24 protein-coding genes are annotated in these 25526 nt (G+C 51.5%); 12 read left to right on the forward strand and 12 right to left on the reverse strand.

The features are described from left to right. Window position 1 precedes the first annotated feature (1 nt). From SIB56_RS04300 to SIB56_RS04320, 5 genes are all read right to left on the reverse strand, one after another. Window positions 2-1330, reverse strand: a complete 1329-nt coding sequence (locus SIB56_RS04300) for an O-acetylhomoserine aminocarboxypropyltransferase/cysteine synthase family protein (protein WP_413325750.1) — start codon at window positions 1328-1330, stop codon at window positions 2-4. 51 nt (window positions 1331-1381) lie between these two features. Then, complete coding sequence (locus tag SIB56_RS04305; RefSeq protein WP_413325752.1) at window positions 1382-2059, reverse strand: hypothetical protein; 678 nt, start codon at window positions 2057-2059, stop codon at window positions 1382-1384. Between the two features lie 93 nt (window positions 2060-2152). Next, window positions 2153-3181, reverse strand: a complete 1029-nt coding sequence (locus SIB56_RS04310; RefSeq protein ID WP_413325754.1) for a lytic transglycosylase domain-containing protein — start codon at window positions 3179-3181, stop codon at window positions 2153-2155. Further along, window positions 3178-3762 (reverse strand): DOMON-like domain-containing protein, encoded by a 585-nt coding sequence (locus SIB56_RS04315; RefSeq protein ID WP_413325756.1) that lies wholly within the window; start codon window positions 3760-3762, stop codon window positions 3178-3180. The genes SIB56_RS04310 and SIB56_RS04315 overlap by 4 nt, the downstream gene beginning before the upstream one ends. A gap of 1 nt (window position 3763) precedes the next feature. Next, window positions 3764-4912 (reverse strand): phosphotransferase enzyme family protein, encoded by a 1149-nt coding sequence (locus SIB56_RS04320; protein WP_413325758.1) that lies wholly within the window; start codon window positions 4910-4912, stop codon window positions 3764-3766. 45 nt (window positions 4913-4957) lie between these two features. Here SIB56_RS04320 and SIB56_RS04325 point away from each other — a divergent pair, with 45 nt between their 5' ends. Beyond that, window positions 4958-6181: a metallophosphoesterase family protein gene (locus SIB56_RS04325; RefSeq protein ID WP_413325760.1), complete on the forward strand. Its 1224-nt coding sequence runs from the start codon at window positions 4958-4960 to the stop codon at window positions 6179-6181. Beyond that, a complete protein-coding gene (locus tag SIB56_RS04330; RefSeq protein ID WP_413325762.1) occupies window positions 6172-8829 on the forward strand; it encodes an AAA family ATPase in 2658 nt (885 codons plus the stop codon). Before SIB56_RS04325 ends, SIB56_RS04330 begins: the two co-directional genes overlap by 10 nt. Before the next feature lie 24 nt (window positions 8830-8853). On the opposite strand, the gene SIB56_RS04335 is transcribed toward SIB56_RS04330, so the two are convergent. Together SIB56_RS04335 and moeB are read right to left on the reverse strand one after the other, a co-directional pair. Further along, window positions 8854-10377 carry a hypothetical protein gene (locus tag SIB56_RS04335; protein WP_413325764.1) on the reverse strand — a complete coding sequence of 508 codons (1524 nt, stop codon included), beginning with the start codon at window positions 10375-10377 and terminating at the stop codon, window positions 8854-8856. 518 nt (window positions 10378-10895) lie between these two features. Next, window positions 10896-12038: a molybdopterin-synthase adenylyltransferase MoeB gene (gene moeB / locus SIB56_RS04340; RefSeq protein ID WP_413325766.1), complete on the reverse strand. Its 1143-nt coding sequence runs from the start codon at window positions 12036-12038 to the stop codon at window positions 10896-10898. A gap of 201 nt (window positions 12039-12239) precedes the next feature. Here moeB and SIB56_RS04345 point away from each other — a divergent pair, with 201 nt between their 5' ends. After that, a complete protein-coding gene (locus SIB56_RS04345; protein WP_413325769.1) occupies window positions 12240-12470 on the forward strand; it encodes a hypothetical protein in 231 nt (76 codons plus the stop codon). On the opposite strand, the gene SIB56_RS04350 is transcribed toward SIB56_RS04345, so the two are convergent. Beyond that, window positions 12451-12756, reverse strand: a complete 306-nt coding sequence (locus SIB56_RS04350; RefSeq protein WP_413325771.1) for a SemiSWEET family sugar transporter — start codon at window positions 12754-12756, stop codon at window positions 12451-12453. The genes SIB56_RS04345 and SIB56_RS04350 overlap by 20 nt on opposite strands. 237 nt (window positions 12757-12993) lie before the next feature. Between SIB56_RS04350 and stpA the strand changes: the two genes are divergently transcribed. From stpA to SIB56_RS04375, 5 genes are all read left to right on the forward strand, one after another. Continuing rightward, window positions 12994-14205, forward strand: a complete 1212-nt coding sequence (stpA, locus tag SIB56_RS04355; protein ID WP_413325773.1) for a glucosylglycerol 3-phosphatase — start codon at window positions 12994-12996, stop codon at window positions 14203-14205. Between the two features lie 62 nt (window positions 14206-14267). Continuing rightward, window positions 14268-15029, forward strand: coding sequence for a hypothetical protein (locus SIB56_RS04360; RefSeq protein ID WP_413325776.1), 762 nt, complete (start codon window positions 14268-14270; stop codon window positions 15027-15029). Next, window positions 15026-15979: an arsenosugar biosynthesis radical SAM (seleno)protein ArsS gene (gene arsS / locus SIB56_RS04365; protein ID WP_413325779.1), complete on the forward strand. Its 954-nt coding sequence runs from the start codon at window positions 15026-15028 to the stop codon at window positions 15977-15979. The genes SIB56_RS04360 and arsS overlap by 4 nt, the downstream gene beginning before the upstream one ends. A 7-nt stretch (window positions 15980-15986) precedes the next feature. Then, window positions 15987-16148: a hypothetical protein gene (locus SIB56_RS04370; protein ID WP_413325781.1), complete on the forward strand. Its 162-nt coding sequence runs from the start codon at window positions 15987-15989 to the stop codon at window positions 16146-16148. Between the two features lie 16 nt (window positions 16149-16164). Beyond that, window positions 16165-16641: a hypothetical protein gene (locus SIB56_RS04375; RefSeq protein WP_413325783.1), complete on the forward strand. Its 477-nt coding sequence runs from the start codon at window positions 16165-16167 to the stop codon at window positions 16639-16641. Window positions 16642-16651: 10 nt separating this feature from the next. On the opposite strand, the gene SIB56_RS04380 is transcribed toward SIB56_RS04375, so the two are convergent. Continuing rightward, window positions 16652-17104, reverse strand: a complete 453-nt coding sequence (locus tag SIB56_RS04380) for a Fur family transcriptional regulator (RefSeq protein ID WP_413325785.1) — start codon at window positions 17102-17104, stop codon at window positions 16652-16654. 273 nt (window positions 17105-17377) lie between these two features. Between SIB56_RS04380 and SIB56_RS04385 the strand changes: the two genes are divergently transcribed. Next, the gene (locus tag SIB56_RS04385; protein ID WP_413327118.1) at window positions 17378-17590 is read left to right on the forward strand and encodes a hypothetical protein; all 213 of its coding nucleotides are present in this window, start codon (window positions 17378-17380) and stop codon (window positions 17588-17590) included. On the opposite strand, the gene SIB56_RS04390 is transcribed toward SIB56_RS04385, so the two are convergent. Together SIB56_RS04390 and SIB56_RS04395 are read right to left on the reverse strand one after the other, a co-directional pair. After that, window positions 17574-17939, reverse strand: coding sequence for a hypothetical protein (locus tag SIB56_RS04390; RefSeq protein ID WP_413325787.1), 366 nt, complete (start codon window positions 17937-17939; stop codon window positions 17574-17576). The two genes, SIB56_RS04385 and SIB56_RS04390, sit on opposite strands and share 17 nt — an antisense overlap. Window positions 17940-18318: 379 nt before the next feature. Further along, window positions 18319-19008, reverse strand: coding sequence for an ROK family protein (locus tag SIB56_RS04395; protein WP_413325789.1), 690 nt, complete (start codon window positions 19006-19008; stop codon window positions 18319-18321). 2304 nt (window positions 19009-21312) lie between these two features. On the opposite strand from SIB56_RS04395, the gene SIB56_RS04400 reads away from it, so the two are divergent. The 3 genes from SIB56_RS04400 (at window position 21313) to SIB56_RS04410 (ending at window position 24318) form a co-directional block, all read left to right on the forward strand. Continuing rightward, window positions 21313-21600 carry an alpha/beta hydrolase fold domain-containing protein gene (locus tag SIB56_RS04400; RefSeq protein ID WP_413325791.1) on the forward strand — a complete coding sequence of 96 codons (288 nt, stop codon included), beginning with the start codon at window positions 21313-21315 and terminating at the stop codon, window positions 21598-21600. Between the two features lie 2013 nt (window positions 21601-23613). Beyond that, window positions 23614-23928: a hypothetical protein gene (locus SIB56_RS04405; protein WP_413325793.1), complete on the forward strand. Its 315-nt coding sequence runs from the start codon at window positions 23614-23616 to the stop codon at window positions 23926-23928. Between the two features lie 120 nt (window positions 23929-24048). Continuing rightward, window positions 24049-24318, forward strand: coding sequence for a hypothetical protein (locus SIB56_RS04410; RefSeq protein WP_413325795.1), 270 nt, complete (start codon window positions 24049-24051; stop codon window positions 24316-24318). Window positions 24319-24981: 663 nt separating this feature from the next. Here the strand turns inward: SIB56_RS04410 and SIB56_RS04415 are convergent. Then, the gene (locus tag SIB56_RS04415; protein WP_413325797.1) at window positions 24982-25209 is read right to left on the reverse strand and encodes a DUF3104 domain-containing protein; all 228 of its coding nucleotides are present in this window, start codon (window positions 25207-25209) and stop codon (window positions 24982-24984) included. Between the last annotated feature and the right edge of the window lie 317 nt (window positions 25210-25526).

The raw sequence follows: 25526 nt of genomic DNA on the forward strand, positions 1-25526 counted from the left end.
ATCACGCACCTGATCCAAGAGCCTGAGCGAAATCGGCTTTGATGTCCTCGATGTGCTCGAGACCTACCGAAACCCTCACCATCGTTGGTGTCACGCCTGCGGATGCCTGTTCACTTTCACTGAGCTGCTGGTGGGTGGTGGAAGCCGGATGAATCACGAGCGTCTTGGCATCGCCGACATTCGCGAGGTGGCTTGCCAGTTTCAGGCTGTCAATGAACTGCACTGCGTCGTCGTAGCCACCGTTGAGGGAGAACATCAGCATGCAGCCCATGCCACGGCCTGTGAGGTATTTCTTCGCTGCTGAGTTGTATGGATCTCCTGGCAGACCGGGGTAACTGACGTCGGTTACCTTCGGATGCTGCTGCAGCCAGTTGGCAAGATCCATGGCGTTCTGAGCATGCCGCTCCACACGCAGGCTGAGCGTTTCAAGACCCTGAAGCAGGAGGAAGCTGTTGAATGGGCTCACCGCAGGCCCCCAGTCGCGCAGGCCTTCCACCCGAGCTCTCAGGGCAAAAGCAATATTGCGATTGTCGGGCAATCCCAGCATCTTGCAGATGTCACTGCCGAATCCGAACGCATCCCAGTGGACAAGTCCGTGGTATGCGGCGCTCGGCTGACTCATCAAGGGAAATTTGCCATTACCCCAGTTGAAGGTTCCCGCATCCACAATCACCCCGCCAAGGCTGGTGCCGTGGCCGCCGATCCACTTGGTGGCGCTCTCCACCACCACGTCGGCACCATGCTCGATCGGCCGTAGCAAGGCACCGCAGGCTCCCAGGGTGTTGTCAACGATCAGTGGAATTCCGCGCTCTCTGGCCAGTGCTGACAGTCCTTCGAAATCAGGGATGTTGAAGCGTGGGTTGCCCATGGCTTCCACATAGATCGCCTTGGTGTTGTCATCGATCTGTGCCGCAAAACTGGCAACGTCATCGCCTTCGGCAAATCGCACGTTGATGCCAAGCCTGGGGAATTGAACCTTGAACTGGTTGTAGGTCCCCCCATAGAGGAATGAGGTGGACACAAAATTGTCACCCGCCTGCATGCAGTTCGTGATGGCCAGAAACTGGGCTGACTGCCCGGAGGCTGTCGCCAACGCTGCGACACCGCCTTCAAGAGCTGCCACCCGTTTCTCGAAGACATCCGTTGTCGGGTTCATCAAGCGGGTGTAGATGTTCCCGAACTCCTTCAGTCCGAAAAGGTTCGCTCCGTGTTCCGCGTCGTTGAACACGTAGGAACTGGTCTGATAGATGGGGACGGCTCGTGAGTTTGTGGTGGGATCAGGAACCTGTCCAGCGTGCAGTTGCAGGGTCTCGAAGCGCTGATCCGTCACGGTGATGGCTGGGAAGTCACTCTTTTCTAGCGTTGCGGGGAACGACCGACTTCAATCTGCGCTGGGTTCAGGTTTGTCGGTGTCGGCGAGGGACGGAAGGGTCTGACGCAGCAGCGGTGTCATCTGCTGGCGAACCTCGGTGCGGAATGTGTTGACCTTCTCGCCGAGCAGAACCGGATAAGGCTGTTCTCCACTGCGTTCGCGCAGATGGCGCCATTTGCTGTTCTCCTTTTCCTTCAGCGTCGTCAGCGCAGCCTGGAAATCATGCGTTTTCAGCTCCATCCCGCCTTTGGAAACCTCTGCGGCCTGTTCCGCCATCAGTTCCCTGAAGGCATCAAAGCTCTTGGCCTTGATCGTGTCTGGAAGTCCGAGAACAGGTTGATAGTGATCCAGCAGTCGCAGCTCTTCCTCCAGAAGAATCGGCCAGGCGCCCTGAGCTCCATCCGCCAATCCCATCTCGGACTGAGCTGCAGTCATCGCATCAAGGTGGAATCGCAGCCAGCGGTAATAGGACTTGTCCTGTGTGTTCTTTTTGACGGATGCTTTACCGGTCACCAGCACGGGCAGGGCCGCTTCGGCTTTTCTCAGGAACAGACGGTCTTCCCGTTCCAGATTCATCGCTCCCCAGCGTTGCCGGTACTCCCAGAGTTCGGCATAGCGATTCACATCCTCAGAGGACCAGCCGAGACCAGCAAGTTCATCGGCACGATGGGTGAGTTCTTTGGCCACGCAGCTTGTTCAGTCCTGATTCCCGAAGCGTAGATGCCTGGGGATGAAAGACCAGACCTGATGATCATTGCCCGAGTCTTCTGAATGTTCCGTTCAGCTCGGCGGCGCACTGTGAGGGTGGCGTCGGAGATGGTCGTTGACTCCCACAGGTGTCTCCTGGGCATATCCCTCATGCAGCCACAGATCTCCGGCTGAAGAGGCGTAATGAATCTGCCATCGGTAGAAACTTCGATAGGTGAGTGGCTCTTGTTTAAGCAGTGCCGCGTAATGCAGAACGGCCTTGCCGTAGTGGTCGCTGTTGTTGTAACCCCAGAGGCCGCTGCGGATGTTCTTGAGTCCACCGCGTCGTACCAGGTAGCGGGCAGCCGCATGAATCGAGTCCCACGGGTCACGGATATCTCCTCCATTGCCGATGCCTGGCTCCGCCCAGGTGGTCGGCAGAAACTGCATCGGGCCCTGGGCATTGGCGACGGAGACCCCATCGATCCGGCCCATTCCGGTTTCCACCAGATTGACGGCGGCAAGAACCGTCCAATCGATGCCGGTTGCTGCTGAAGCGCTGCGATAGGCCTTGAGCAATTCGTTTGCTGGTGCCGGCGACTGGATTCTCCAGGCTGGCAATGACGAGGAGGCTGGCCCTCTGTGCATCGCCAGAAACTCCCTGCGCGCAGCGATGTGCTGGTCAAACACCCAGTGCCAGCGCGGGTCCAGATGCGATCGCACGGACTGACTCAGCTGCGGTCGATGCGACAGAAATCTGTAGATGACCTGCTGTTGATGGGCATGCGCTGTGAGCTGCTGATCCGCAACCTGAGGATTCAGCAGAACGTTTTCAATCGCAGCAATCAGCGCGGCGATTTCGGCTGGTTCGTCCGGCACCAGTGGGTAATGAAGGCCGTTGGGCGCAACCGGCAGGCCGCTCCTGCCTGGAAGTTGCGGAAGGATCCCGGAGGAAATCTCGTCAGTCGATTGCCCTGTTCTGTTTTCACTGACAGCTGAGCGTTGCTGCGTCCCATCAATGGTGTCAATCGTTTTGCAGGCCACGGTGATGGGAGTGAGCAGCACAGGAATGCTCACCAGATAACGGACCAATGATCCTGTCTTGAAAAAACGACCGCTCACGACTGCAGAAAACCCCTTCGGTCATGAAAGTCTGGTTCGTCTCCAGGATGCGACAGAGCCCAGTAGCTCAGAGCTCCGCGTCTGTCTTCAAGGACCATCGACAGGGAAAGCTCAGGAGGTTCCGGGTGCGCACACCAGGGTTTGAGTTGCATTGCAATGGTGCAGCGGTATCCAGACCGATCCCTGCTGCAGGTAACCACTGGAGCCTCAGCCTGCGGTTCTGCAATGCCGCCCGTGCGGTAATCACTGAATCGGTAGACATTCCAGTCTCCGTTTGGTGATGCATTGATCTCCCAATAACCCGGTGTGCCTGGAATGGCGAGAAAGGTTTCGAAGCAGGTATGCCTCCAGAGGTTGTCCATTCGTTCTGACGAACCTCCAGCCTGAGCTCTGGCGAACGGGGGCAGGCGGAGGAGTTCGAAGCAGTCCGCCGCCACCGTCGGGCAGAGGCTGAAGCTCAGTTCCAGATCTGAATCCTCTCTCCAGACAAACTCAGCCATGGCATGAATGGCCGGGCTCTGAGCAACATCGAACGGAATCAGGGGGCAGACCTGCCTCACCATCACAGGGTGTCGACCCATCTCAGTGTTCTCTCGACAACTCCCTGATCAGACCGTTCAGTTCCGTCCACTGAGTTTCAATCGAACGGGTCAGTGCAAACTGCACTTCGGCGCGATCGAGATTGTGCTCCGGCCTCTCCGTGCGGAAGTAGTGATTTCCGGAGAGATGATCCGAAAGGAACCGTATGCCGAGTTCGAGAGGAATCAGCCGGATGCAGTCGGGCAGATAGCGGAAATCCTCTGGGGTGAGGAATGATCTGCCGACGGAGAGATAGCCCTCAAGAATCGAGCGGCAAAGATCCAGATCGAAACGGACATTCTCCGGGTGGAGTGTTTCCTCTCCCAGCCTGTTGCAGCATGAGCGCAGACAGTCGCCGATGTCGTAGTGAACAAGGCCTGGTTTGACCGTGTCGAGGTCGATCAGCCCCACTGCCTGCCGCGAGGTTTCGTCGATCATCACGTTGTTGATCTTCGGGTCGCCGTGGATGGGCCTGCGTTTCAGCTCACCTCTGGCGCAGGCCTGTTCAAGAACGTCAATGTCGTGCCTTCTTGCATTGATGAAAGCCACGGCTTCATCGATGCGGTCGCTGAACGGACCCTTCGAGCCTGAGACAACCTGATCGAAGTCAGCGAGATAGGCAGGTGCGATGTGAAAGTTTTCGAGCGTGTCTGCCAGTTCATCGGCGGCTAGGTCGCTGATCAGGTGATGGAACATGCCAAGCCCGTAACCGAGCTCTCGAGCATGCAGATCGTCCTGAATCACGTCAGTGGTGACAGCAGCTCCGATGTGGGTGATCGAACGCCAGAACTGTCCCTGATGCTCCACCCAGTGGCCATCCTCATCCAGAGTCGGCAGCACTTTGGGAACCTCCCAGCGCCGGCCAGACAGTTCGGGTGGTTGCTGCGCCAGTCGCCGCTCAACATGATTACCCAGTTTCAGCAGATTGCTCATGACCAGTTCGGGTTGGTCAAACACTTCTGTGTTCAGGCGCTGCATCACAAAGGCTGACCGTGATGCACTGCGATCAAGTGTCACCAGAAATGTGTCATTGACATTTCCAGACCCCAGCTGGCTGATCCCGGCGATCTGATCAGGAGGGTGGAAGAGCCCGGCGATGGTCTCCAGGATCGGATTGGAGCTGGAGAAAGCGGCTGACACGTCGAAACGCATGGGTCTCAATACGAAACATGCCGTTTTCTTTGCCGTCTGCCAGCTGTGAGTGTGCAGAAAATCAGCCGGGAAGGCGGCAGCATGGTGAGCGTTATCCGAGCGGCACGGGTGCCACGAATCCTTCACACCGCTGACTGGCAGATCGGCAAGCCCTATCGCTGGATCGAGGATCCGCAGAAACAGGCCCGTTTGCAGCAGGAGCGGGTTGATGCTGTGCTCAGGATCGCCGAGGTCTGCCGCAGGGAGGAAGTTGATTCTGTTCTCGTTGCCGGTGATCTGTTCGACTCGAGCACCGTGGCCGCTTCGATGGTCATGGAGGTGCTGGAGGCGATCGAATCAATTTCAGTTCCGGTGGTCGTGATCCCGGGAAATCATGATCACGGTGGAGCCGGTGGGATCTGGAGGCGAGAGGATCTCAGGAGGCAGTTGCAGGAGCGCGCGGGCAACCTTCAGCTTCTGCTCAAGCCGGAACCGGTGGTGCTTGCGGGACTCACCGTGCTGCCCTGTCCACTGCGACGACAGCGTGATAGCCACAGCCCATCACTCTGGCTTGAACAACTCAACTGGGAGAAGCTTGATCCACTGACCCCACGAGTTGTTCTCGCCCATGGCTCGGTGCAGGGTTTCGGTTCAGAAGGTCAGGTGAATCAGCTTCGCCTTGACCACCTGCCATCCGACCAGATCGATTACGTCGCCCTCGGTGACTGGCATGCATTGCTGGAGGTTGATCCCAGAAGCTGGTACTGCGGCACGCCGGAATCCGACCGCTTCCCGACCGGGCCCGAAGACCTGAGGTCGCAGGTTCTTGTGGTCGATCTGGGTCGAGGCCGACCGCCGCAGGTCGTTCCCCACCCCACCGGTCGCCTTCGCTGGCATAGCATCACCATGAGCCTCAACGGCGATGCCGATCTAGTTCGTCTGGAGCAGCAGATTGCCGAAAGTGTGGGTCGACGCGTGGGTCGTGATCTGATGCGTCTCGAGCTCAACGGTCAACTCGGTGTCAAGGGGCACCTGCAACTCCAGGATCGTCTGGGTGTGCTGAGTGAGCAGCTGCTTCATTTGCGTCTTCGCGGCAGGATTCGCCGCCAGCCGACCGCTCAGGAGAGAGATCAACTCCTGCAGCGAATGGACAGCCCTCTGGTCAGCAGCATCGCTGAAGGTCTGCAAGAGGAGCTCCAGAACAGCGCAGATCCGCTGATTGAACAAGCCCTGATTGAGCTGCATCGTCTCTGCACCTCTGATTCAAGTGCCGCGGAACCATGCGTCTGATTCGCTGTCGACTGGAAAGCGTTCGACGGCACCGGACTCTGGAGGTTGCCTTCGCCCCGGGGCTGACCCTGATCGGCGGTGCCAATGAATCAGGGAAAAGCTCTCTCGTTGAGGCGATGCATCGAACCCTGTTTGTCCGTGCCGCTGCTACAGGCAGCGCGACCCGTGACCTGCGTTCCGCCACCCATGCCGGACATCCACAGGTGGAGATCGATTTCGATGCGGCTGGACACCGCTGGTCGCTCCAAAAATGTTTCAGCGGATCCGGGGGCACAAGTCGCCTCAGTCGTTCCGGCCAACAGGCTCTGCTTGGAGGCGATGCTGAGGATCAGCTGGCCGTTCTGCTCGGAGTTGATGAGATCATCGGCAGCCGCCAAGTGAACCGTGTTCTTCCCACTCGCTGGGCGCACCTCTGGGTGATGCAGGGTCTGGCCGGTCGCAACCTGCTTGATCTGAGCGCTGAGCACTATGACCTCCAGGGACTGATCACTGCTCTCGAAGGACAGGCCAAGCAAGCGCTCCAGTCGCCGTTCGATCAGCTGATCTACAACCAGCTCGAAGATCTGGTCGCTTCAAGTCTCACAAGCCGGGGGGTGAAACAGAACAGCGAACTCTGGAAACGACGCCAGGAACTTCAGCAGGCCACAGATCGGGAATCAGATGCCCGGGAGCAGCTGTTCAGCTACGAGACAGCCTGCAGCGAGCTTGATGAAAATGAGCAGTCACTCGATGCACTTGATCGTCAGGCACCTGACGTGCAACAGATGCGCCGCAAGCTTCTGACCCTGAAGGATCTTCAGCAGCAGGTCGCCCCACTTCGCCTCCAGCGGAACCAACGGCAACAACAACTCGGCACGCTGACGCGCCTTGGCAAAGAGGTTCAGGAGTCTGAAGCGGCGATGACTGCCTTACGCCGTGAGCTCAGTGTGTTGAAGGAATCGGTCGCGACCAGTTCCAGCAATCTGATCGCTCAGAGACATGCGTTTGAGCAGCTTGACAGCAAGCGTCAATTGCTTGAAGAGCGGGGACATGGCCTGCGGCGACGTCAGGATCAGGAACGTCTACAGCAAAGAATCCTGGAAGTCCGACGTCGACAGGAACAGTGCGCCGAGCTCGAACAACAGCAGACTTCCCTGAGCAACCAGCTGAATCAACTTCCAGGCTTGGATTCCGACGCCCTGGCTGCACTGCAAGCCCATCAGCGACATCTCCGCGAACTGGACATCCGACTTCAGAGCATGGCATCTCGGGTTGAGCTGCAGACCTCGGATCGGTCTGTGCTGCTTGATGGAGAACGGCTCAGTGAGGGAGACGTTGTTCAACGGACCGGTGCTTTCCGTCTGGAGGTGGGTGACGGGGTGGTTCTGCTTGTCAGCCCTGGTGAGGGTACGGGGCTTTCGGCACTGCTGGCTGACAGGAAACTCTCTCAGGCACAGCTGGAGAAGGATCTCAAACACTGGAGTGTCAACAGCCTTGAAGATGCCGATGGCCTGTTCCAGAGACGCAAGGAGCTTCTACAGCAGCGCACTGTTCTCGATGCGCGTCTCCGCCAGCTCAAGGAGCAGCGTCGCGATGGACAGGATGATGATCTTCAAAAACTGCAAGAACAGTTCGCTGAGCATCAGCAGCAGCCGGACGATCCGCAGATTGCCGCAGTGGAGGATCTCCCGCAGGCTTTGAGCGATTGCAGAACGCAGTACAAGTCCGTTCAGGATCAGCTTCGTTGTGCGCGCTCCGACTGCGAGCGCGCTGATCGTGAACAAACAACGCAGGAACGGAAGATTCAGGAGCTGCGCATTCGGCTGGAGCGCCATGAGGCCCGACACGTTCAGCAACTGCAACAGAAGCGAGAGATCGAAGAACATCATGGTGCGGCAGCGACCATCGAAGCCGATCTCAGCGAAGTGATTCGCCAATGTGCGTTGTTGCAGGAACGAATGCTCGCTCTGGGAGGTGATTGCGGCCTGGAGGAGGGAGCTGACATTGAAATGTCTCTGGCCGATCTGGAGGAGCGTGAGCAGTTTTTCAATCGTCAGCGCACCGATCTCAACCGTGCAAGGGGTTCATTGCTTGAGCGCTGTGAACGTCTCGGCAGCCGAGAACTGCATGCTGAACTGGAGGAGGCTGCTGCCCATCTTGAGGTTGCTCAACAGGCCGAAGAGCAGGAAACAAGGCTGGTCGAATCACGGGCGCTGCTGCTCAGGCGATTCCAGGAGGCTCGTGCTGATCTTTCAAGCCGCTATTCATCACCACTGCGCTCCAGCATCAACAGGTTCATTGCTCCTTTTCTGCACCAGCCAGGAGACAGTTCAGAGCTTCGCTTCGATGCCGGCGATGGCCTGAAGGATCTCCGTCTTCAGCGTTCAGGCCAGAGTCTTGAGTTCTCCCAGCTCAGCGGGGGACTCAAGGAACAGCTGAATGCCGCTGTTCGGCTTGCGATTGCGGAGACTCTGCGCAAGGGCCATGACGGCTGTCTGCCTGTTCTGTTCGATGACGCTTTCACAAACAGTGATCCCAGCCGACTTGAGGCTGTCGGCGCCATGCTCCGGCAGGCTGTGGATCTTGGGCTGCAGGTGGTGGTGCTCAGTTGTGACCCAGCTCCATACAGGAATATTGCCGATTCAGTCGTTGATCTGGATCGCCTTTGAACCTGAGGCCTTGGAGTCCCCGGATCACAGTGCATTCTCGATCACATTCATGGCTTTGAGATAAGCCGGAGGTTCATCGCTGGTGTCCTGTTCCTCGATGCCGTTGTCATCGCGGATCAGTCGACGGGCGTTGTCAGCGACAACGGCATTCACCAGCAGATCCATGGCTTCCGATTGATCGAGATTCTGCAGTGCTTCCGCATACCGACGGCTATGGGTGGGTCGAACGGATTCCTGGCAGTAAGTGGACAGTTCACGGCTTTCGGTCATCACCGAAAACGCCACATCCTTGGTGGTGCTGTTTCCATAAATGGCCATGTAGAGCAGGTTCACCATCGATGCGTCATGAACCGGAATGGCGTATTTGCGCACGATCTGCGGCCAGTAGCGCAATGACTTGAGACCCTCCAGGCCTCCTTTGCGCAAGCCAGCCTGTTCGCACCAGTTTTCCAGTTCCTCCATCGAATGAGGGCAGCGTTGTTCCACGCGCATGTGCTCCGCCATCACCTGCCCGGCATGGAAATTACGGGTGGGTGTTCCGGAAACAGGCAGCATCATGCTGCCGCGCACATCAGCCACCATGGCGGTGAGCTGCGCGAAGGTGTGATCGCGGACCTTCTCCATGTCTCCACCTCGCACCAGAGCAGCTTCGATGCGTTGAACGCCGTAGCCGAGCTCAGTGAGTGCAAAGGGCTGCCGGTTGTAGAGGCGCTGGCGGTTGCGCCGGGCCATCGAAACTGTCGCTGCCTGGTCCAGGCACTGATCGAGCAGAAGTGTCAGCAGAGTGGGAAGCACACCTGGGTTGTCCTGGTGATAGGCGTAGCCAAAACCGGCAAAGACCGATGACATGTTCTTCGCCGCCTTGATGTATTGCCCTTCGATGTTGTGAACTCCAGCTGAGACCTGAATGTTCGGAGACAGTCGGTCAAGCATCCGGGCACCCAGCAGAGCTGTCAGTGCATTGGGGTGACAGAAATTGGCCGTGAAGCTGTCGAGTGGATTGCGCAGAGCGCCATGGCGGTGAAACCCCGAAAAGAATCCAAGGCTCGGAACTTTCTCACAGAGCACATAGGACTCGTTGTCGATGTTGTCGTGACTGAAGGATCCGGCCAGACAGGCAAGCACCACGTGTTGCCTGCCCAGTTGATCACGCAGTCGAATCGCTTCGACCAGGTCTTCCTCCACGTGGTTGCTGTTGGCACTGAGCACAACCAGTTCGCAGCGTCGTAGCAGGTCAGCCAGGGTGTTTCGCTGACGCCCACCGTCGCATTGGTGTGTGCCCATCCGCTCCATCACAGCAACATGCTTCGGGTCCATCCCGTCGAGTGCTGACTGAGTGAAGGCTCCGAGTAGCTCTCGGTCTGGCCGGGGCGCCAGCAGCAGATTGTCCTCATCCTTCTGCTGCATCGCGCAGTTGTATGCGAGCGAAGCCGGATACAGCCCAACGCTGTAGAACCCAACCTTGCCCGTTTCAAGTTCCCAGACCCGCTGACGCACCTGATCCCTGTCCAGGCTCGGCGGAAAGAATCCGTTACTATTCAGGGACACCTGTGTTCTTCAATGTCTTATCGGCATTATATCTGACGATAATCTCTTTTCAATACACTATTAATCACAAAAAGGATTGAAAGCTTTAGATTGACTTATTGAAAGCGCAGAAACCCGTTGTTATTAACTAACATTGGCTAGCAAGGCTCTTAATTGCTGTTAATCTTGTAATTAAATTTCGGGTATTAAGTGATTAAATTCTATCAGATGACAGATTGCGGACTCTTCTCAAATTCCTGATTTTAATATTCAAAGCTTAGCTAAGACTTGAAATATAATTTGAAGAAGTCATCCAAAATACTGATGTATTAGGCAAGACGATTTAATCAAGATACGGTATTTATTTGATTCTTGATTTCATAATTTTACTGACTTCAATGTTGAGGGAACAAATCAATAATTGAAATTCCGCTTTGCTGTTAAAGCGGTTGATAATGTCGCGAAGTGCCCGATTTATAGGGATGATGAAATCATAATTTCAATCCTGAATGGCATCAGTAAAGGCCTAGCAAATAGATTTAATACAAATTAAGTGATGAATCGATTTCTTTGATCCACCGAATAATTCCACCATTGAGATTTGTGCTGCGAATGCCATAATTGCCTAGCGAGGTTACGGCTTTCCTGGAGCGAGAACCTAACTTGCAATAAATCACGATATCATTCAAGTTGTCAATTGATCTCAGATCGTTAATGATTTTGGGATCACAAATTGAATTTAAAGGGATATGCAGTGATCCAGGTATTGAGCAAATATCACGTTCTTGTTGAGTACGAACATCAATGAGTATAATTTTTTGGGAATTATTATTAATTTGATTATTCAGATCGATAGGGTCAATTGAGCTAGTAGAGGAATTCAAAGTCTCTGATGGATCGCAAAAAATTTCATAATTGATCAGAGATTTGACATCCGCAATATTGTAATTTTTTTTGAGCTTTAACTCTCGAAAACTCATTTCCAGAGCATTAAAAAGAAGTAATCTCTCGTTGAGAGTAGATCCAATATTTGTTATGATTTTAATGGTTTCTGTTGCTTGTATTGTTCCAATAATCCCAGGTAGTATTCCCAAGACCCCACCTTCTGCACAGGAGGGAACCATTCCTGCTGGAGGTGGTTCAGGAACAAGATCACGATAGTTGGGACTTGAAGGGTGGAGGTTAAAAACAGAAACTTGCCCTTCAAACTGAAAGATAGAACCATACACATAAGGTTTTTGCTTGATGACGCATGCATCATTGACTAAATATCGTGTTGGAAAGTTATCACTGCCGTCGCAAACAACATCATATGAATCAATGATTTCAAGTATATTATTAGAGTCAAGTTTAACATTGTATGTGTTAATAATGCAATTTGGATTTATCTCACTAAGGCGATGTTGCGCTGAAACAACCTTTGGTTTATCAATCCAATTGACACCATGAATTATTTGTCTTTGTAGATTTGACTCTTCCACAATGTCAAAATCAACAATGCCAATGCAACCAACGCCAGCGGCTGCTAAGTAAGTAAGCAAAGGTGACCCTAGACCACCAGCTCCAACCACCAACACTGAACTTTGCTTTAATTTGATCTGAGCTTCAACACCAAAATCGGTAAGGGTTAAATGCCTTGAGTATCTCAATACTTCTTCTTGAGACAAATATGAGTTTGTCATTCTGGCTGCTTATTACTAAAACTAGTATAGGAATGTATCAATATACTCAGTATTGAGTTCAGAATAAATTTAAGAATATAGAAAGTTTTTGGTATTGGCGTCTGAGTAGATCAAAAGCGATAAAAGCGACTAAAATTAGGTTTATTATACTGATCTTGGTTTCTTGTTGTTCCAATGAATCAAATTGAGCTCGAGCGGTCAGTGCGTAATATTTTTAACGACCTGTCCGATATCGATGTAGAAGGACTTTTGGTCGATACTGCAGATTGGGGTATAAATATTCGTGTGACATTGAATAAAAAATTTTGTGAGATTGACTTAATTCAAAACTGGGACGGCTACGAATTGATTTTTTACGATGATCAGCAGAGAAGTTCATTGCAGATTGACGATATTTCTGATCTTCCTCGTTTTATTGCTGACAACTTTTAGCTGATTCGTCGATATTTTTGCTCTGAAACTTTACCTTCAATGCTAGTATTGTAAGATTTAGTATTAATGTTATAGTGTTTGCGATAGTTACTGGTTTACTGTTGACAAGAATGCCGTAGATAACCCAGTTTAGGCATCCAGTGCTGAAGGTAATCAGCAATGTGAATGAAACATCGCCTGCAGACTTTGTTCTCCACGTTTTGACAACCTGTGGGATAAACGCAACTGTTGACAGGATTGCTGCAGCAAAACCAAATATGTCTGCATTTTGGAGCGCACTCTGCATTTAATCTGATCAGCTAGTTGGTTATATTAGCTTATGGACCATTGTTGATTGTTGTTGCTGCATGAAGTAAGCTCATGTCTGCTTTGAGCATATTTCTTACTCTTGTGATTCTCGGTTATGATCACTTTATGGTTGTTTTATGATTACTTGTGCCGCAATTAGAAAGTTTCTTGGTTTATCCTCTCGTAGGAGTGATTTTCTGATTTTACCAAACTTTTTGTCGATCTACTAACGCTAATGGATCTTGATTCACTTCAGAAGGAGCTCATCGATAGCCCTGATTTTTTAATTGTTCAGGACCTTGATGGTGTATGCATGCCGCTGGTTAAGGATCCTTTGACCAGGAGTCTTGCGGCGAAATATATCCATGCCGCTGCACTCTTGCGCGGCAATTTCTGTGTATTGACAAATGGTGAGCATGAAGGCCATCGCGGTGTCAACAGGCTTGTTGAACAGGCATTGGGAGATCGTTCCATTGCACGCAATCAAGGCCTTTATCTGCCTGGGCTTGCTGCGGGAGGTGTGCAGCTTCAGGATGAGTTCGGACATCTCACGCATCCCGGAGTAAGCGACGCGGAAATGAGCTTTCTGGCGTCTGTTCCGGAGCGGATGAACGCTTTGATGGGAGCACTGCTCCCCTCTGTAGTGCCTGATCTTGCCGATCAGGATCTGAAGGCGGAAATCAAGCAGGCCATTCTCGATACACAGGTGTCACCAACGATCAATCTCAACAGCCTGTTCAGCAGGATTCCCAACGACGTCAGCGGACAACGAGCATTGCAATCAATGCTGGAAGCTCTCATGCAGCAGCTGATGGAGATGGCTGTCGCGGAAGGGCTCCATGAGTCTTTCTTTCTGCATGTTGCCCCGAATCTCGGGCGGGATTCCAGTGGAAGTGAACGGCTCAAGCCATCGACTCCTGGAGATGTCGGCAGCACGGATATCCAGTTCATGCTGCGCGGAGCAATCAAGGAAGCCGGTCTGCTTGTGCTGATCAATCGACACATCGCAGCCCGAACCGGCATTTTCCCCCTCGGAGAAGACTTCAATGTCAGAACCGCGCCCCAGGACCTTGAATCGCTGCTTGCCCTTTGCAAAGACCGGATTCCCCTTGAACAGATGCCCCAGCTGGTGGGTATCGGTGACACGGTCACCTCGACGGAGAGCGCATCAGGAGATGGTTGGTTGAGAGGCGGCAGTGACCGAGGTTTCCTCACTCTTCTGCAGGAACTTGGTCGGAGTTTCCAGCGTCCGAATCGGGTTGTGATCGTCGACAGCAGTGGAGGGGAGATTGACCGCCCCTCCCTGGCTGATGACTCGCTCGCAGGCATTAGTGATCCTGAGGATCCCCTGCAGTTCGATGTCTGCATTCCCGGTGGGCCTGACCAATACGTGGATTGGTTCGTTGATCTGGCTGAGGCTCGCTCCGAGGCCAGATCCTCAACATGAGCGCAATCTGATGCTGACCTGCAGCGCCTTTGTCTGCACACTTGAAAGAACAGCCTCTAGCGATGCGAAAACCGCTGACCCTGGCGACGCTGCTCTTATCAGCAGTTCCCCTGGCATTCTTCCGCAGCCAGGCGGCGTCTTTGTCCGGTGCTTGTGCTGCACCAGCGACCGGTCAGTATCTGATCGTGAGTCAGGGAATGCGTGGTGAACTACCACTGGGGTCTCTGCAACTGGAAACATGGCAGCCGGATGGATCCGTCAGCGGAACCCGTTTTCTTCGGGTCGGTCGCGCTTACAGCGAAACGCCCTATGAGGGGCGCTGGGTGTCAGACAGCAGTTGTGGCCTGACGGTCACTCGAGATGAGGAGGGTCACAACAGCAAGGTTCTCTTGACCGAGCAGGGCCTGCCTCACTTCGGCCTAAGCGATCGTGCGCAGGAGGTGGTGACGGAACAATGGATTCAACAACCAGATCGGAACTGTGAAGCCGATGCCCTCAATGGCAGGTTGATGAGTCTGCAGAGAGGACACACGTTGTCTGCAGCATCCTGGAGGCCGAATGCAGTGATCCAGCAGGAAACCTGGACCGGTTGGCGCATGGTCGGTCTGGCGGTGTCCTCATATGACGGATCGGGCGAGGTGGCTGCTTATCAGGGGCAGTTCACACAGGATGAGAACTGCATTGGCCGCATCCGTCAACAGGATGATCGAGGCGTCACCTATGCCTATGCCGCGATTCTGCGTTCGGATGGCCAGGGTTATGCCTATCTGCAGACGCAGGGTGATGACCTCACCGTGGCCCTGGTTGAAAGGATCAGACGTTGACTTCCACTCTTCCAGAAACGCTGCCGTTCCCGTCTGTGCATCGCACTCGGTTGACCACATTGCAGGTCAATCTGGGTTACCGCTGCAACCAGACATGCAGTCACTGCCATGTGAATGCGGGCCCTTGGAGGAAGGAAATGATGGCCAGGGAACTGATTGAGCTGATCCCTGAAGTGCTTGCCCGGCTTGATCTGCATTGTCTGGATCTCACCGGAGGTGCTCCGGAGCTTCATCCTCAGTTTCGCGAGCTCGTTTCGGCAGCCAGGGATCTTGGCGTCAATGTGATTGATCGCTGCAATCTCACGATCCTGAGTGAACCAGGCCATGAGGACCTTGCTGAATTCCTGGCTGCGATGGGTGTGCGCGTGGTGGCCTCTCTGCCCTGTTACGAACAGGAGAGGGTTGATCTGCAACGAGGTCAGGGCGTTTACGAGCGCAGCATTGCCGGCCTGAAAAAGCTGAACCGGCTGGGCTATGCCCAACCTGGATCCCCGCTGCAGTTGGATCTGGTCTACAACCCGTCAGGACCTTCCCTCCCCCCTGCGCAGGAGCCTCTGGAGGTTCAGTACCGAGAGGCGTTGGCGTCAAGTCATGGGATCGCGTTTTCTCATCTGCTCACAATCACCAACATGCCGATTCAACGCTTTGCAAGGGATTTGCAGCATCAGGGTCAGCTCGAGCCCTATCAGCGGGTTCTGCGTGAGGCGCATCGACCGGACAATCTCAATGCAGTGATGTGCAGAAGTCTGATCAGTGTGAGCTGGACCGGAGCCCTTTATGACTGCGATTTCAATCAGCAACTGAACCTTGCATCCGGATCCGGCCCAAGGCAGCTTGCTGACCTGCTGCGGGTGGTGGATGGACTGATTGATCAACCTATTGCGGTGGCGGATCACTGCTTCGGTTGCACGGCTGGCAACGGATCAAGCTGTGGAGGGTCCCTGAGTTGAGCGCTCCATGCATTGGTCCTGGAGTAAACACAACTACTCCCCTGACGAAATCAGCTGGGGTTCAGTCATCAACGCCCTGGAGTCGGATCAAGGGCAGCTCCCAGCCAGGGTTGCAAGTGAATTGATTCATGAATTCCAGCCTGGAGAGGTTGGAGGAATGGCGCTGTAACCGGTACCATGCACTGATGACTAACTCTTCATCGTCCGAGCAGGGGCCAGCTCACTGCGGCAGCAAGCCGAAGCGACTGGCTGTCGGGATTGCACCTCTTGGCACTGTTTCCATCGGAATTGTTCCGATGGGTGTGATCTGTATCGGCATCGTTCCGATGGGGGTGGTCTCCATCGGTGTGGTGGCCATGGGTGTGATCAACCTGTCCATTGTCGGGATGGGTTTACTGGCGATCGGGGCGAACACCATGGGGGTCTGGACCGTGGGGCCAATGAGCATGGGTTTGGTCCAGCTCGGTGGTCGCAGCACGCACGATCACCATGAGCATCAGCAAAGTCAAAGTGACTCCCAGGCTGAGAGCGATACCCGCCTGATGGCCTACCCAAGCAAAGCCGAAGCTGAAGCACAGGCCAGAATCCTTGGCTGTGAGGGGGTTCATTCGATGGGTGATCACTGGATGCCCTGCTCAGAACATCCAAAGCATCAGGACTAGCGCTGCCTGGTCATCGGCATTCAGGGCACACACCTCGAACATTCAGGCTCGAGTCGATCAGTTCGAAATCCAGCTTTTTCACGGCATCACGCCCTGCCTGCAGGACAGCCTCGTTCTCGAACTCCTCCGTGCGCCCGCAACGTACACAGACGAGATGGTGGTGATGAATATGTTCTGCATCCGCCAGCTCGAATCGACTGCCTCCATCGCGCAGTTCAAGTTCCTGCAGAAAATCCATATCCACAAGCAACCGCAGGGTGCGGTAAATGGTTGCAAGAGAGACCTTGGACTGCTTGTCGACAAGCTGGCGATGAACCTCTTCAGCACTCAGATGACTTCCGCTGCCGATCTGTTCGAAGAGATCCAGCACAAGCCGTCTCTGGGGCGTCATCCGTCGCCCATCCTGATGAAGCCCCTTCTTCAGAGTTCCGGTCGCTTCAGCAGAGGAGCTTGCAGGCGACATGGAGACGTGATGCAGCGTTTCTCAATAGTACGCACTATTGAGACTCAGCAACAGTACTTGTTGACGAGTTGTCTTCTCCTTTATTGAGTGGAGCACGTTGCCTCTGATACGGACGGTCCGTTCAATCGGTCTGTTCAGCTGTCAGCTGGTTGGGTCATGAGACTGTTGATGACCAACTGCGAGGTGGGTGAACAACTCAGAAAGTTGGGATAGCTAACCCGATAGGCTGGTTTTGCGTTGAAGAACCGAGTGTCTGTCCCCTGGTCGGTGCTGATGCGCTTCATTGCGAGCGGCCTGTTCCTGCTGGCCCATGGCCTTCTGGTGCTCGAGCACATCGCCCTGGGTACGGCACTGCACGGGGTTGCTGAGGTTTTTCTTGCCCCATGGGCACTGCGTCACCGTGCATGGGATCTCATTGTGATCGGTCTGATTTTCTGCGTGTTTGACCTGTGGGGCACTCTTCGACTGATCAATGTGCTGGGTTGAGGGTCACAGACTCCATCCACCAGCGAGCAACGCGTCCAGCCTGTTCAGGCTGACTCGCCGGCACGGTCACCACCACAAGTCGCGTGTCACTGCGCTGATAGTCGTAACGGCAGTAGCCGACACCAGTGCCTGAACACGACGCCAGTGATGAGAGCCGGTTGCCAGCAAGACTTTGTTCGAAAGCCCGTGCCTGCCCTTCCGGAGCAGGATTCCAGCCTGTTGATGTAAGTGTCTGATCGACAACAAGGATTGATTGGCCTGCCTGAAGTTCAGGCGGGCGTTGCTCAGCGTTGATGTTGTCGAAAGACCCAGACAGCATGAGTCCGGAAAGCAGCAGAAACCAGCGCATGCCTGACGTCGTTTAATTCAGGCATAGCCATGGATGCTGCTCTGATGCCACGCGTTATTGGCGATCCTGTTCAGCCTCGCGAGCTCCAACAACCAGGGCAGCGAGAAAAGGCAGTATCGCAATGGCCGTGAGGATTTCCATCTGCGATATGAATGTTCAGCAAAGTTTGCGCGATGTAACGCGGCGTTGTGGTTTCAACAGATACAGCTGAGCAGATACACGATTTTGCTCTACGACCGGCAACCATTGTTGGAAGAACGAAAGCCCTGGATAAGGGATTTAATCGTGAGGGAACCATTACGCAGTTGAGTATGACTTTGAGACTTCCCTCGAATGCAAGGCATTGCACACGGAAAAATTTTCACTATGGATATGAATTTCATTTCCATAAATAATATCCGCCCAAAACTCCTGCTTTGTTGGAATGAAGCCTGATGTTGTCAGCAAAGCATTCGTTCTTAAGTATTTTTGTATTGCCACCACCCAGGTGCATAAGATCCCAGTTCCAAACTTCTTTCGTCGACGCAATCACTCGCTTTACCCGTTGAATCCATCTTGTTTTATCGATACTTTCGAGGGCGTCACGTCCGACATAGTCTTCGTAGGTTTTACCCTTTTTAAAGACGTGATGTGCGAGTTCAAGATTGGGAACCAAACATCCATCAATGAACAAAGCTGAACCCATGCCTGTTCCAAAGGTCAGCACCATTTCGACTCCATGACCAGTGACGCACCCAAAGCCCTGAACATCTGCGTCATTGGCGACCCGAACTGGCTTTCCGAGCTTGTTCTGAAGCCGCTCAACGAGATTTGTGCCAGGCCAGTGTTGATCGAGATTGGCTGCCGTCTCAATGACACCATCACGAACAACGCCTGGAAATCCAACGGAGATACGATCAAAATCAGGGACTTCGACGGTCAGGGTTTCAATCACTTCAAGGATCGATTCCGGTGTGGCTGGGTTTGGAGTGGGCAACTTTTGACGTTCGCAAAGCTGATGACCATCAACATCAACAACGATGAGTTTTACGCCGGTTCCTCCAATATCGACACAGAGGGTATTTGACATGGCTTGTAATTACGTTTTGAGCGATATCGATAGTTTAATTATAGACATCAAATTTTTCAACACATATTCAATACAGAGAAAACACAAAGCTCCAAGCGGCTTGTCATGTGCCATTCAGCGCCACGACGAGAATTAAAACAATAGCTTTACCGGCAAATACCCAAATCAAACGCGTGCATTATGACTGAAAAGGCTAGAATAGCACAGCATGAACTAAAAAAATATGCTTAATAAGCCTTCATTATGCAATTATTTTTGAAAATCCCGACCGCCTTTCTTACTCAGATACGAATTCGTAGCTTGATCACATAATGCTTTCCAGTACTTAATAAGTTCTTTCTGGTTACGAATATCACCACACTTACCTTTGACATAAAGCAATCGACCAGCTAAAGCCAATAACACGCTGGGGACAACTGCGGCAATATTCGACAATTTTTCCGCAATTATGACTACTCTTCAACTTTAATTTTGACACAATAGAGGCTAATTAACAGTAACAGATTGACCCCCACAACAACGTACAGGCCTTGCTTTGTGAATCATCGTCAAATACAGATCACCGCGAGGTGTTGGTTAACAAGTGAGCGGCTAAGCATTTATATCACGATGCAGAAGCCTGGAAAACGTGGCAGCTCATTGCAATCAATGCTAAAAAATAAATGGCTTACGGCAATCAAATCATGAGACTATTAATCAAACTCACAATAGCAACCTCTCTATTTATAGTCGCTGGCTGTTCATCTAGGCTTGATGAACAGCTGCTAACATGTGCAGACTTTGAGTCGTCTCAGATAACTAAAAATACAGCCATGAAGCGCCTGGGGCTAACTTCAAAACATACAAAACATATGAGCGACCTAAAAATTTTGGATGTATATTGCGATGTTTTAGACTAATTTGGCCTGCCAAAGGTGTTAACAAAAGTATTACTATCTAATTACTTATTTTATCAGCCTGCATTAAAAGATAAATGTTGTGCAATAGAGCCATTGAATTCTGGTGATCAATGTAAAACTCGGGCGGCTGTAAACGCTAAATACCCAGAATGTAAAGCTATATATGTCAGTTCCAAAAGAACAACAATCACGACGGTGGCGGTAATGGATTCTATAGCGTTCTCCTGTTCATATTGACCATCGAAGAAATGGGATTAATCCACCATTCTCCAGCTGAACCAGAGTCTCACTCACAACAAAGACATCAATTGTGTGTTGATGGAGTGATTCATTATCGAGATGACAACAATCGCTGAAACATTGAGGATAGTAGAGCTGGCCGACTCACGTCTTTGTCAAGCATCGCCTACACCCTCCGGCTATCTGAATGGACTCTTCACTCCTGGCAAAAGAATGGTCAAGGCACGACGAAATACTGCCGGTGTGAATCTCAGCTCCGTGACGATTTTGGTGATCAATACCCGAGACCAAATATCAAAATGATGTTCTGGAGACTCAAAGACGGCCTGATCAAAATCAATTCTCACAAGGTGTGCAAAGCGAATGTGATTTGTAGTGATATCGGATTCAAGTGCTATTGCTGTCATAAGTACCACCGATTGGGATGGATTATGTCAATAACCGCTAAAAGATCCACAAATGCCGTGACAACCGCGATCGATGATTCAGTTTTACGCTCTTGGCCAGTAGGTTTAAATCGATATATAGTTTCCAAATGAGTTTTCAATGATCATTTCCTGAAATGCGCCCCGAAGAGGAAATCTGGCCTATTGTTCTTATTGCTGGGAGCATCGTCGCTGTTTTGATGATTCTTGCCTTCAGCGATCCAGGTACCTTCGTATGCGTTGGAGTATGTGAGTAAATCCCAGAGCACCGGAGATTGGTACCGCTGCAGACCATCCGTCTGAGATTCATTTCCGTTGCGCCAACTGGGTTACGTCAAAGCATGCATCTTGGAACCAGCTGACAACCACCACGAGCTGGTCTGATTCCGTCGACATGCACCCACTGAATGCAAACGCAATAAGTGAAGGATCTGCAAGCGATTTATATCCGGCACTATTAGCTAGTCACACGCTAAGCAGACGCTGGCTGCAGGATATCCGCATTGCCTAGGGCGTCCTGATCATCCGATCCACGCGCTGATGGCAGATCTTAACGAGCGAACACTGGAACTGGCGTAACTCGAATCAGAGGCCTGCGTGACGATCCGGGTCTTCAAGCCCTCGACTTCCACAAGTGGAACTCTGTTCTATGTCCTTAGAGGGGGGGGGTCGATCGCCTCAATGTCAGGTAAACACCTCGGCCGGGCAAAACGAATGGCTGCACTCAGTGCACGCACGATATGTGCGGTGCATTACCAGCGACACCAGAGCATCCGTATCCAGCGCCCTTACAGGACTGCCTCGAAGTACTCAGAAACTTTTACAAAACACACCAGAACAATCAGGCCATCGCCCGTGATTCAGCTGATGCCAATCTTGTCACTGCCTTTGATCAAAGGCAGCACCAGCAACAGGAAAGACGATCTGATGAGCTGGTATTGGTTTGCGGCGTGCTCGATCTTGAATTGGAAAGTAATCAGTCCATGATCGAATTCGCTACTGGGCATCCTTACAACGGCATTGAATAGTGGGATCATCCCTTCACCAATCCAGCTTATGGCGATCTCTTAAGCAATCCACTAACTCTTGTAAATGTTGGCAAGCTAGAACCTTTCAGGGACGATGGCGCCTTGATTACGCGACTAAAATCAACAGCACAGACAAAAGGGTGAACGTCAATAGCGACTCCAAAATGCCAGGTAGTTTTATCAGACAGAACTCCCTCGTCGGAGAAGCCTCTACAAAGGAAAGAGAAAATCCCGACATTCTTCCAGGCGGGTAAGTCGACTTAAAAATTGACTACCTCAACACGATTAATCGAAATCACTTCACCCATCTGAACCACTATTTTCCAGAACGCCTGACTCTTGCAGACGATGATATTCGATTAAATACAGTGCGCCTAAAACGCTGCCACACCAGAAACCAAGTATCAGCAAAAATAACCCCATGCTTTGTAAAAATTTCATCAGTCGAGACTCAATAAATTTATTTCAGCAAAATTAGACGATGAAACAGATTCTTCAAGCACGCATCGCCTACCTGAACGCTACGTGCCATCATTTTCTTGCACAATCCTCACAGTCTTCAAGATAAACACAGACTCACACCACTGCGCGTCATTAAATTGACGCTGCAGTGATTCATGATCAAGCTTTGCCACCACAACTTGAAGGTGGTTCTTATCGCTGAAATCAAAAGTGTTAGAGCTATTATATCGCATCAGAGAGGGCTTTATTAAACATCCATTAGTATCACTACAAATTCCAACGAAGCAGGAACCACTCAGCAAAAAAATCAGTGTGCGGCTACTTGAATCCGATAATCCAGAAGTCAGAGCCATGAGCAGAGATGGCACACGATTTGTGTGTGAAGCGGTGCGTCAGGCGTTGTTCGATCAGCATAGAAACAATAAGAAACACTGCACTTGGAGGTTTTAGTCAGCTTTTCGTTGGATTCAAGCCAATACTTCTAATCGCTCTTGCTTTGCTTGATAGGGTTCATCCCTCTATTCTCGTCGCCAGCGATCAAAACAACCCCTGAAGCATCCTTCTGTTGATAGGTGTCGATAGCAAGTGCGGGATCGACCTCCTGGCAGAACAACCGCAAGCCAATCACGCCTCGCAGAGTAGAGAGATTTTTATGCATTACTAAGGATTCACTAAACAGAAAGGCTGCGCATCTAGAAGACGATCTGAAGGTAATGCGTATTCAGCTCTTCTGGTAGTTTATGGATATAATGAAGGAAGGTCCTTCTCTACTCAATTAAACAGATGAAACACCTCTATTTTATTGCTTATACCACCGCAGTTTCCGTTATTATACCTGCAGCAATGACTGGTTTTGCACCCACCGCTAACGCCCAGCAAATGATACCTAAACTAGAAAGTTGTCCATCTGGGACAAGCAGTGTGGGTAGTGGTTATTGCAAGGCTCGTGACAACAATCAGTACGTGCCCAAACTCGGAAGCTGCCCCTCTGGGACCAGCAGCGTGGGCGGCGGTTATTGCAAGGCTCGTGAAAGCAGTGATCAATACGTGCTGAAGAATGGGAGCTGCCCTTCTGGAACGAGCAATGTAGGTGGTGGTTATTGCAGAGTTCGATGAATTATTAGTGTTGTACGACCTGAAGAGCCATGAACGCGAGCACTGAAAGCCATACAAAAACTTTGAAGGTAAAGTAGGTCGCTCTAGTTGTGCATATTCATCTCCCGGCAAAACAACTCGCAACAAACATGCCCCGCCAAGTGCGGGGTTTTTCATTGCACTGGAGCAGTGACGGCACCAGCTTCCGCATGAGCTAAGTCACATCAGAAATTGGGATCTAAACCATTCACCAGAAGCTCACCAAAACCTCTGAGCTACTACACCACGTCTGTGCAGCGGATTTCAGCAGAGGGGCTGTGATCTTAAAGGAGTCAAGGGGACAGTACCCCCAAATATTCACTTCTCAAAGCAATGACTACTTGTACACAGGCCAACACAACTCCTTTTCCATGGGAAAAGTGGGCACAACTTCACAAAGAAGAAAGGGAAGCTGAGATGAAAGAAGCAGCGAAGCAAGCTGCCAAAGAAGATAATGATGATACTACCTGCGTCCAACCGGATCAAGCTGATCAGGTAAGAGGAGGGACAATTGGCAATTCAGATTCTGCAACCACTCCTCCCTTCCCTTATTGGGATTCTGCAGAACCAACCACAGAAACTGAAGCATTTGGTCATCAGATAGGCTTGTTCTCCCATCCTGCTTTTTCTGATCAGACAGCCATCGTTGATGAACAGTGGGTTGAAAATGTTAATAACACGTATAATAGAGCAACCGGAATTGGTAGCACTATCATTACAAAATCTTGGTAAAATAGTTGTAATATTGCCGATCAATTGGCCAACGCTTACGAGAAGCAGAATGGTCAGGTTGATGTTGCCACTAAACATTAATTCAATAACGATGTTGCAACCGGTTTTGATTAGCTCCAAATGCATCATCATGATGGAATAATAGATGGATACCTAGACATTGCCGAAAACGAGAATGGGGACTGGATGACTACAGAAACCATTAAAGGATTCACAGAATTTCCTCCGAGTCAAGCCGTCACTTGTGAGGAATCAGGAATGGATGGACTTGTCTCTTCGTATACTCAAATAGAAGACGCTGATCCACTAGCTGGAGGAACAAGTGATGAAGCTGTAGTATTCAAAAAACTAAACCCTTTCCCTCTCCCTGCTTGGAAAGATGTTGATTAACCGTCAGGAACTGAGGCCGTTAGCGGTCATTTCTTCAACACTGCTGGGGATGATTTCGACTCCAACACTGAAACTCTAACCCCAATTAATCTCGATTCCGTACTGGTTGCCGACGCCTACCAACAGCAAAATATTTCTGGAGCTGATTTGATCGCTGGTGAAGCGGCTCAAGGAATGGGTCCCTATCACGCACAGCAAATGCAATATGAAGTATTGGCTTAGACCTGCGAACAGCCTTCTAGGTCCGTCAATTGAGTGGGGCGTTTTATTGCTCTGGAAAACTGGCGATCAGCAAGGGAACTAAAATTTGGCCTAAAAGCTGGAGAAACATAAAGAAAAATACAATATTTGCTAGCAATATTTGCTTATCATTTTTGCTATATGGAAATTTTACAAACTAGTAAGATCTTCTTGAATACCAGTAGTAACCTACTTTTGGCTAATCCTCAGATTTTCAAAACTAATGAACATCTTGGTTTCCACTCTTTTAGTTCCAACCCTTCCAAGGATCCCGTCTTTCCATTGATATTCATCAATCGGAGCCTGCCCACTTTTAGTGCCGGATCTCCATATTTGAGCAATTGAATACATCTATGAACTCCAACTAACCTATTATTCCTCAAATCTAGGTCTTGTGTGATGTTGGATTTTTGTTGATGACAGTCAGCACCTAGGCAGGATGTGAGTCATCAGATCAGCGTTGACCCAGCGGATCACGCCTGAATCCACATCAGCGATCTGGAACTGTTTGTGCATGGAGGGGTCTCGGGCACCGCCGCCGTAGTGGATCACCTGGTCCATCCACCAATCCTTGTCGGCCTTCTCTCCGGTCAGATAGTTGTGGCGCACTGTAATCCCTGGAACAATATCCAAAGCCGGTCGATCTCTCATCACCGCGGGAGGCTGAAATGGAACAAATGAATTTGCAATCAACTCTTTCGGCGCTATCAAAACAGTACTTAGTCCAATAAAAATCTCAGATGTTAACTCAACGCCAAGAAGAACAACTTTTCAAAATGGGTGCAGTTCTAAGTTTCGTGCCTTTTTTCCCACTTGTATATCATGCCTACGAAATCGCGTTCGTGCTCAAAACAGTCCCTAGCCCAGCGCTGTTGTCTTTCTCCTTACTTATTGTTATAAATATGTCGCTAAGACTACCCTATCTGCGTCGTGTCAATAGGCTCGTATTTTTACAGGTTGCATCTGTA

Origin of the sequence: Synechococcus sp. MIT S9503 (assembly GCF_047304175.1) — a bacterium.
GTDB lineage: Bacteria > Cyanobacteriota > Cyanobacteriia > PCC-6307 > Cyanobiaceae > Synechococcus_C.

Bases quoted from the DNA above. Each gene is read 5' to 3' on its own strand.
- SIB56_RS04400 (WP_413325791.1), top strand. From the start codon at position 21,313: ATGTGCGGTGCATTACCAGCGACACCAGAGCATCCGTATCCAGCGCCC.
- SIB56_RS04395 (WP_413325789.1), bottom strand. From the start codon at position 19,008: ATGTCAAATACCCTCTGTGTCGATATTGGAGGAACCGGCGTAAAACTC.
- moeB (WP_413325766.1), bottom strand. From the start codon at position 12,038: ATGACAAACTCATATTTGTCTCAAGAAGAAGTATTGAGATACTCAAGG.
- stpA (WP_413325773.1), top strand. From the start codon at position 12,994: ATGGATCTTGATTCACTTCAGAAGGAGCTCATCGATAGCCCTGATTTT.
- SIB56_RS04360 (WP_413325776.1), top strand. From the start codon at position 14,268: ATGCGAAAACCGCTGACCCTGGCGACGCTGCTCTTATCAGCAGTTCCC.
- SIB56_RS04350 (WP_413325771.1), bottom strand. From the start codon at position 12,756: ATGCAGAGTGCGCTCCAAAATGCAGACATATTTGGTTTTGCTGCAGCA.
- SIB56_RS04385 (WP_413327118.1), top strand. From the start codon at position 17,378: ATGCGCTTCATTGCGAGCGGCCTGTTCCTGCTGGCCCATGGCCTTCTG.
- SIB56_RS04375 (WP_413325783.1), top strand. From the start codon at position 16,165: ATGACTAACTCTTCATCGTCCGAGCAGGGGCCAGCTCACTGCGGCAGC.
- SIB56_RS04380 (WP_413325785.1), bottom strand. From the start codon at position 17,104: ATGTCGCCTGCAAGCTCCTCTGCTGAAGCGACCGGAACTCTGAAGAAG.
- SIB56_RS04330 (WP_413325762.1), top strand. From the start codon at position 6,172: ATGCGTCTGATTCGCTGTCGACTGGAAAGCGTTCGACGGCACCGGACT.
- SIB56_RS04320 (WP_413325758.1), bottom strand. From the start codon at position 4,912: ATGCGTTTCGACGTGTCAGCCGCTTTCTCCAGCTCCAATCCGATCCTG.
- SIB56_RS04410 (WP_413325795.1), top strand. From the start codon at position 24,049: ATGCATCATCATGATGGAATAATAGATGGATACCTAGACATTGCCGAA.
- SIB56_RS04390 (WP_413325787.1), bottom strand. From the start codon at position 17,939: ATGCGCTGGTTTCTGCTGCTTTCCGGACTCATGCTGTCTGGGTCTTTC.
- SIB56_RS04415 (WP_413325797.1), bottom strand. From the start codon at position 25,209: ATGAGAGATCGACCGGCTTTGGATATTGTTCCAGGGATTACAGTGCGC.
- SIB56_RS04405 (WP_413325793.1), top strand. From the start codon at position 23,614: ATGAAAGAAGCAGCGAAGCAAGCTGCCAAAGAAGATAATGATGATACT.
- SIB56_RS04370 (WP_413325781.1), top strand. From the start codon at position 15,987: ATGCATTGGTCCTGGAGTAAACACAACTACTCCCCTGACGAAATCAGC.
- SIB56_RS04315 (WP_413325756.1), bottom strand. From the start codon at position 3,762: ATGGGTCGACACCCTGTGATGGTGAGGCAGGTCTGCCCCCTGATTCCG.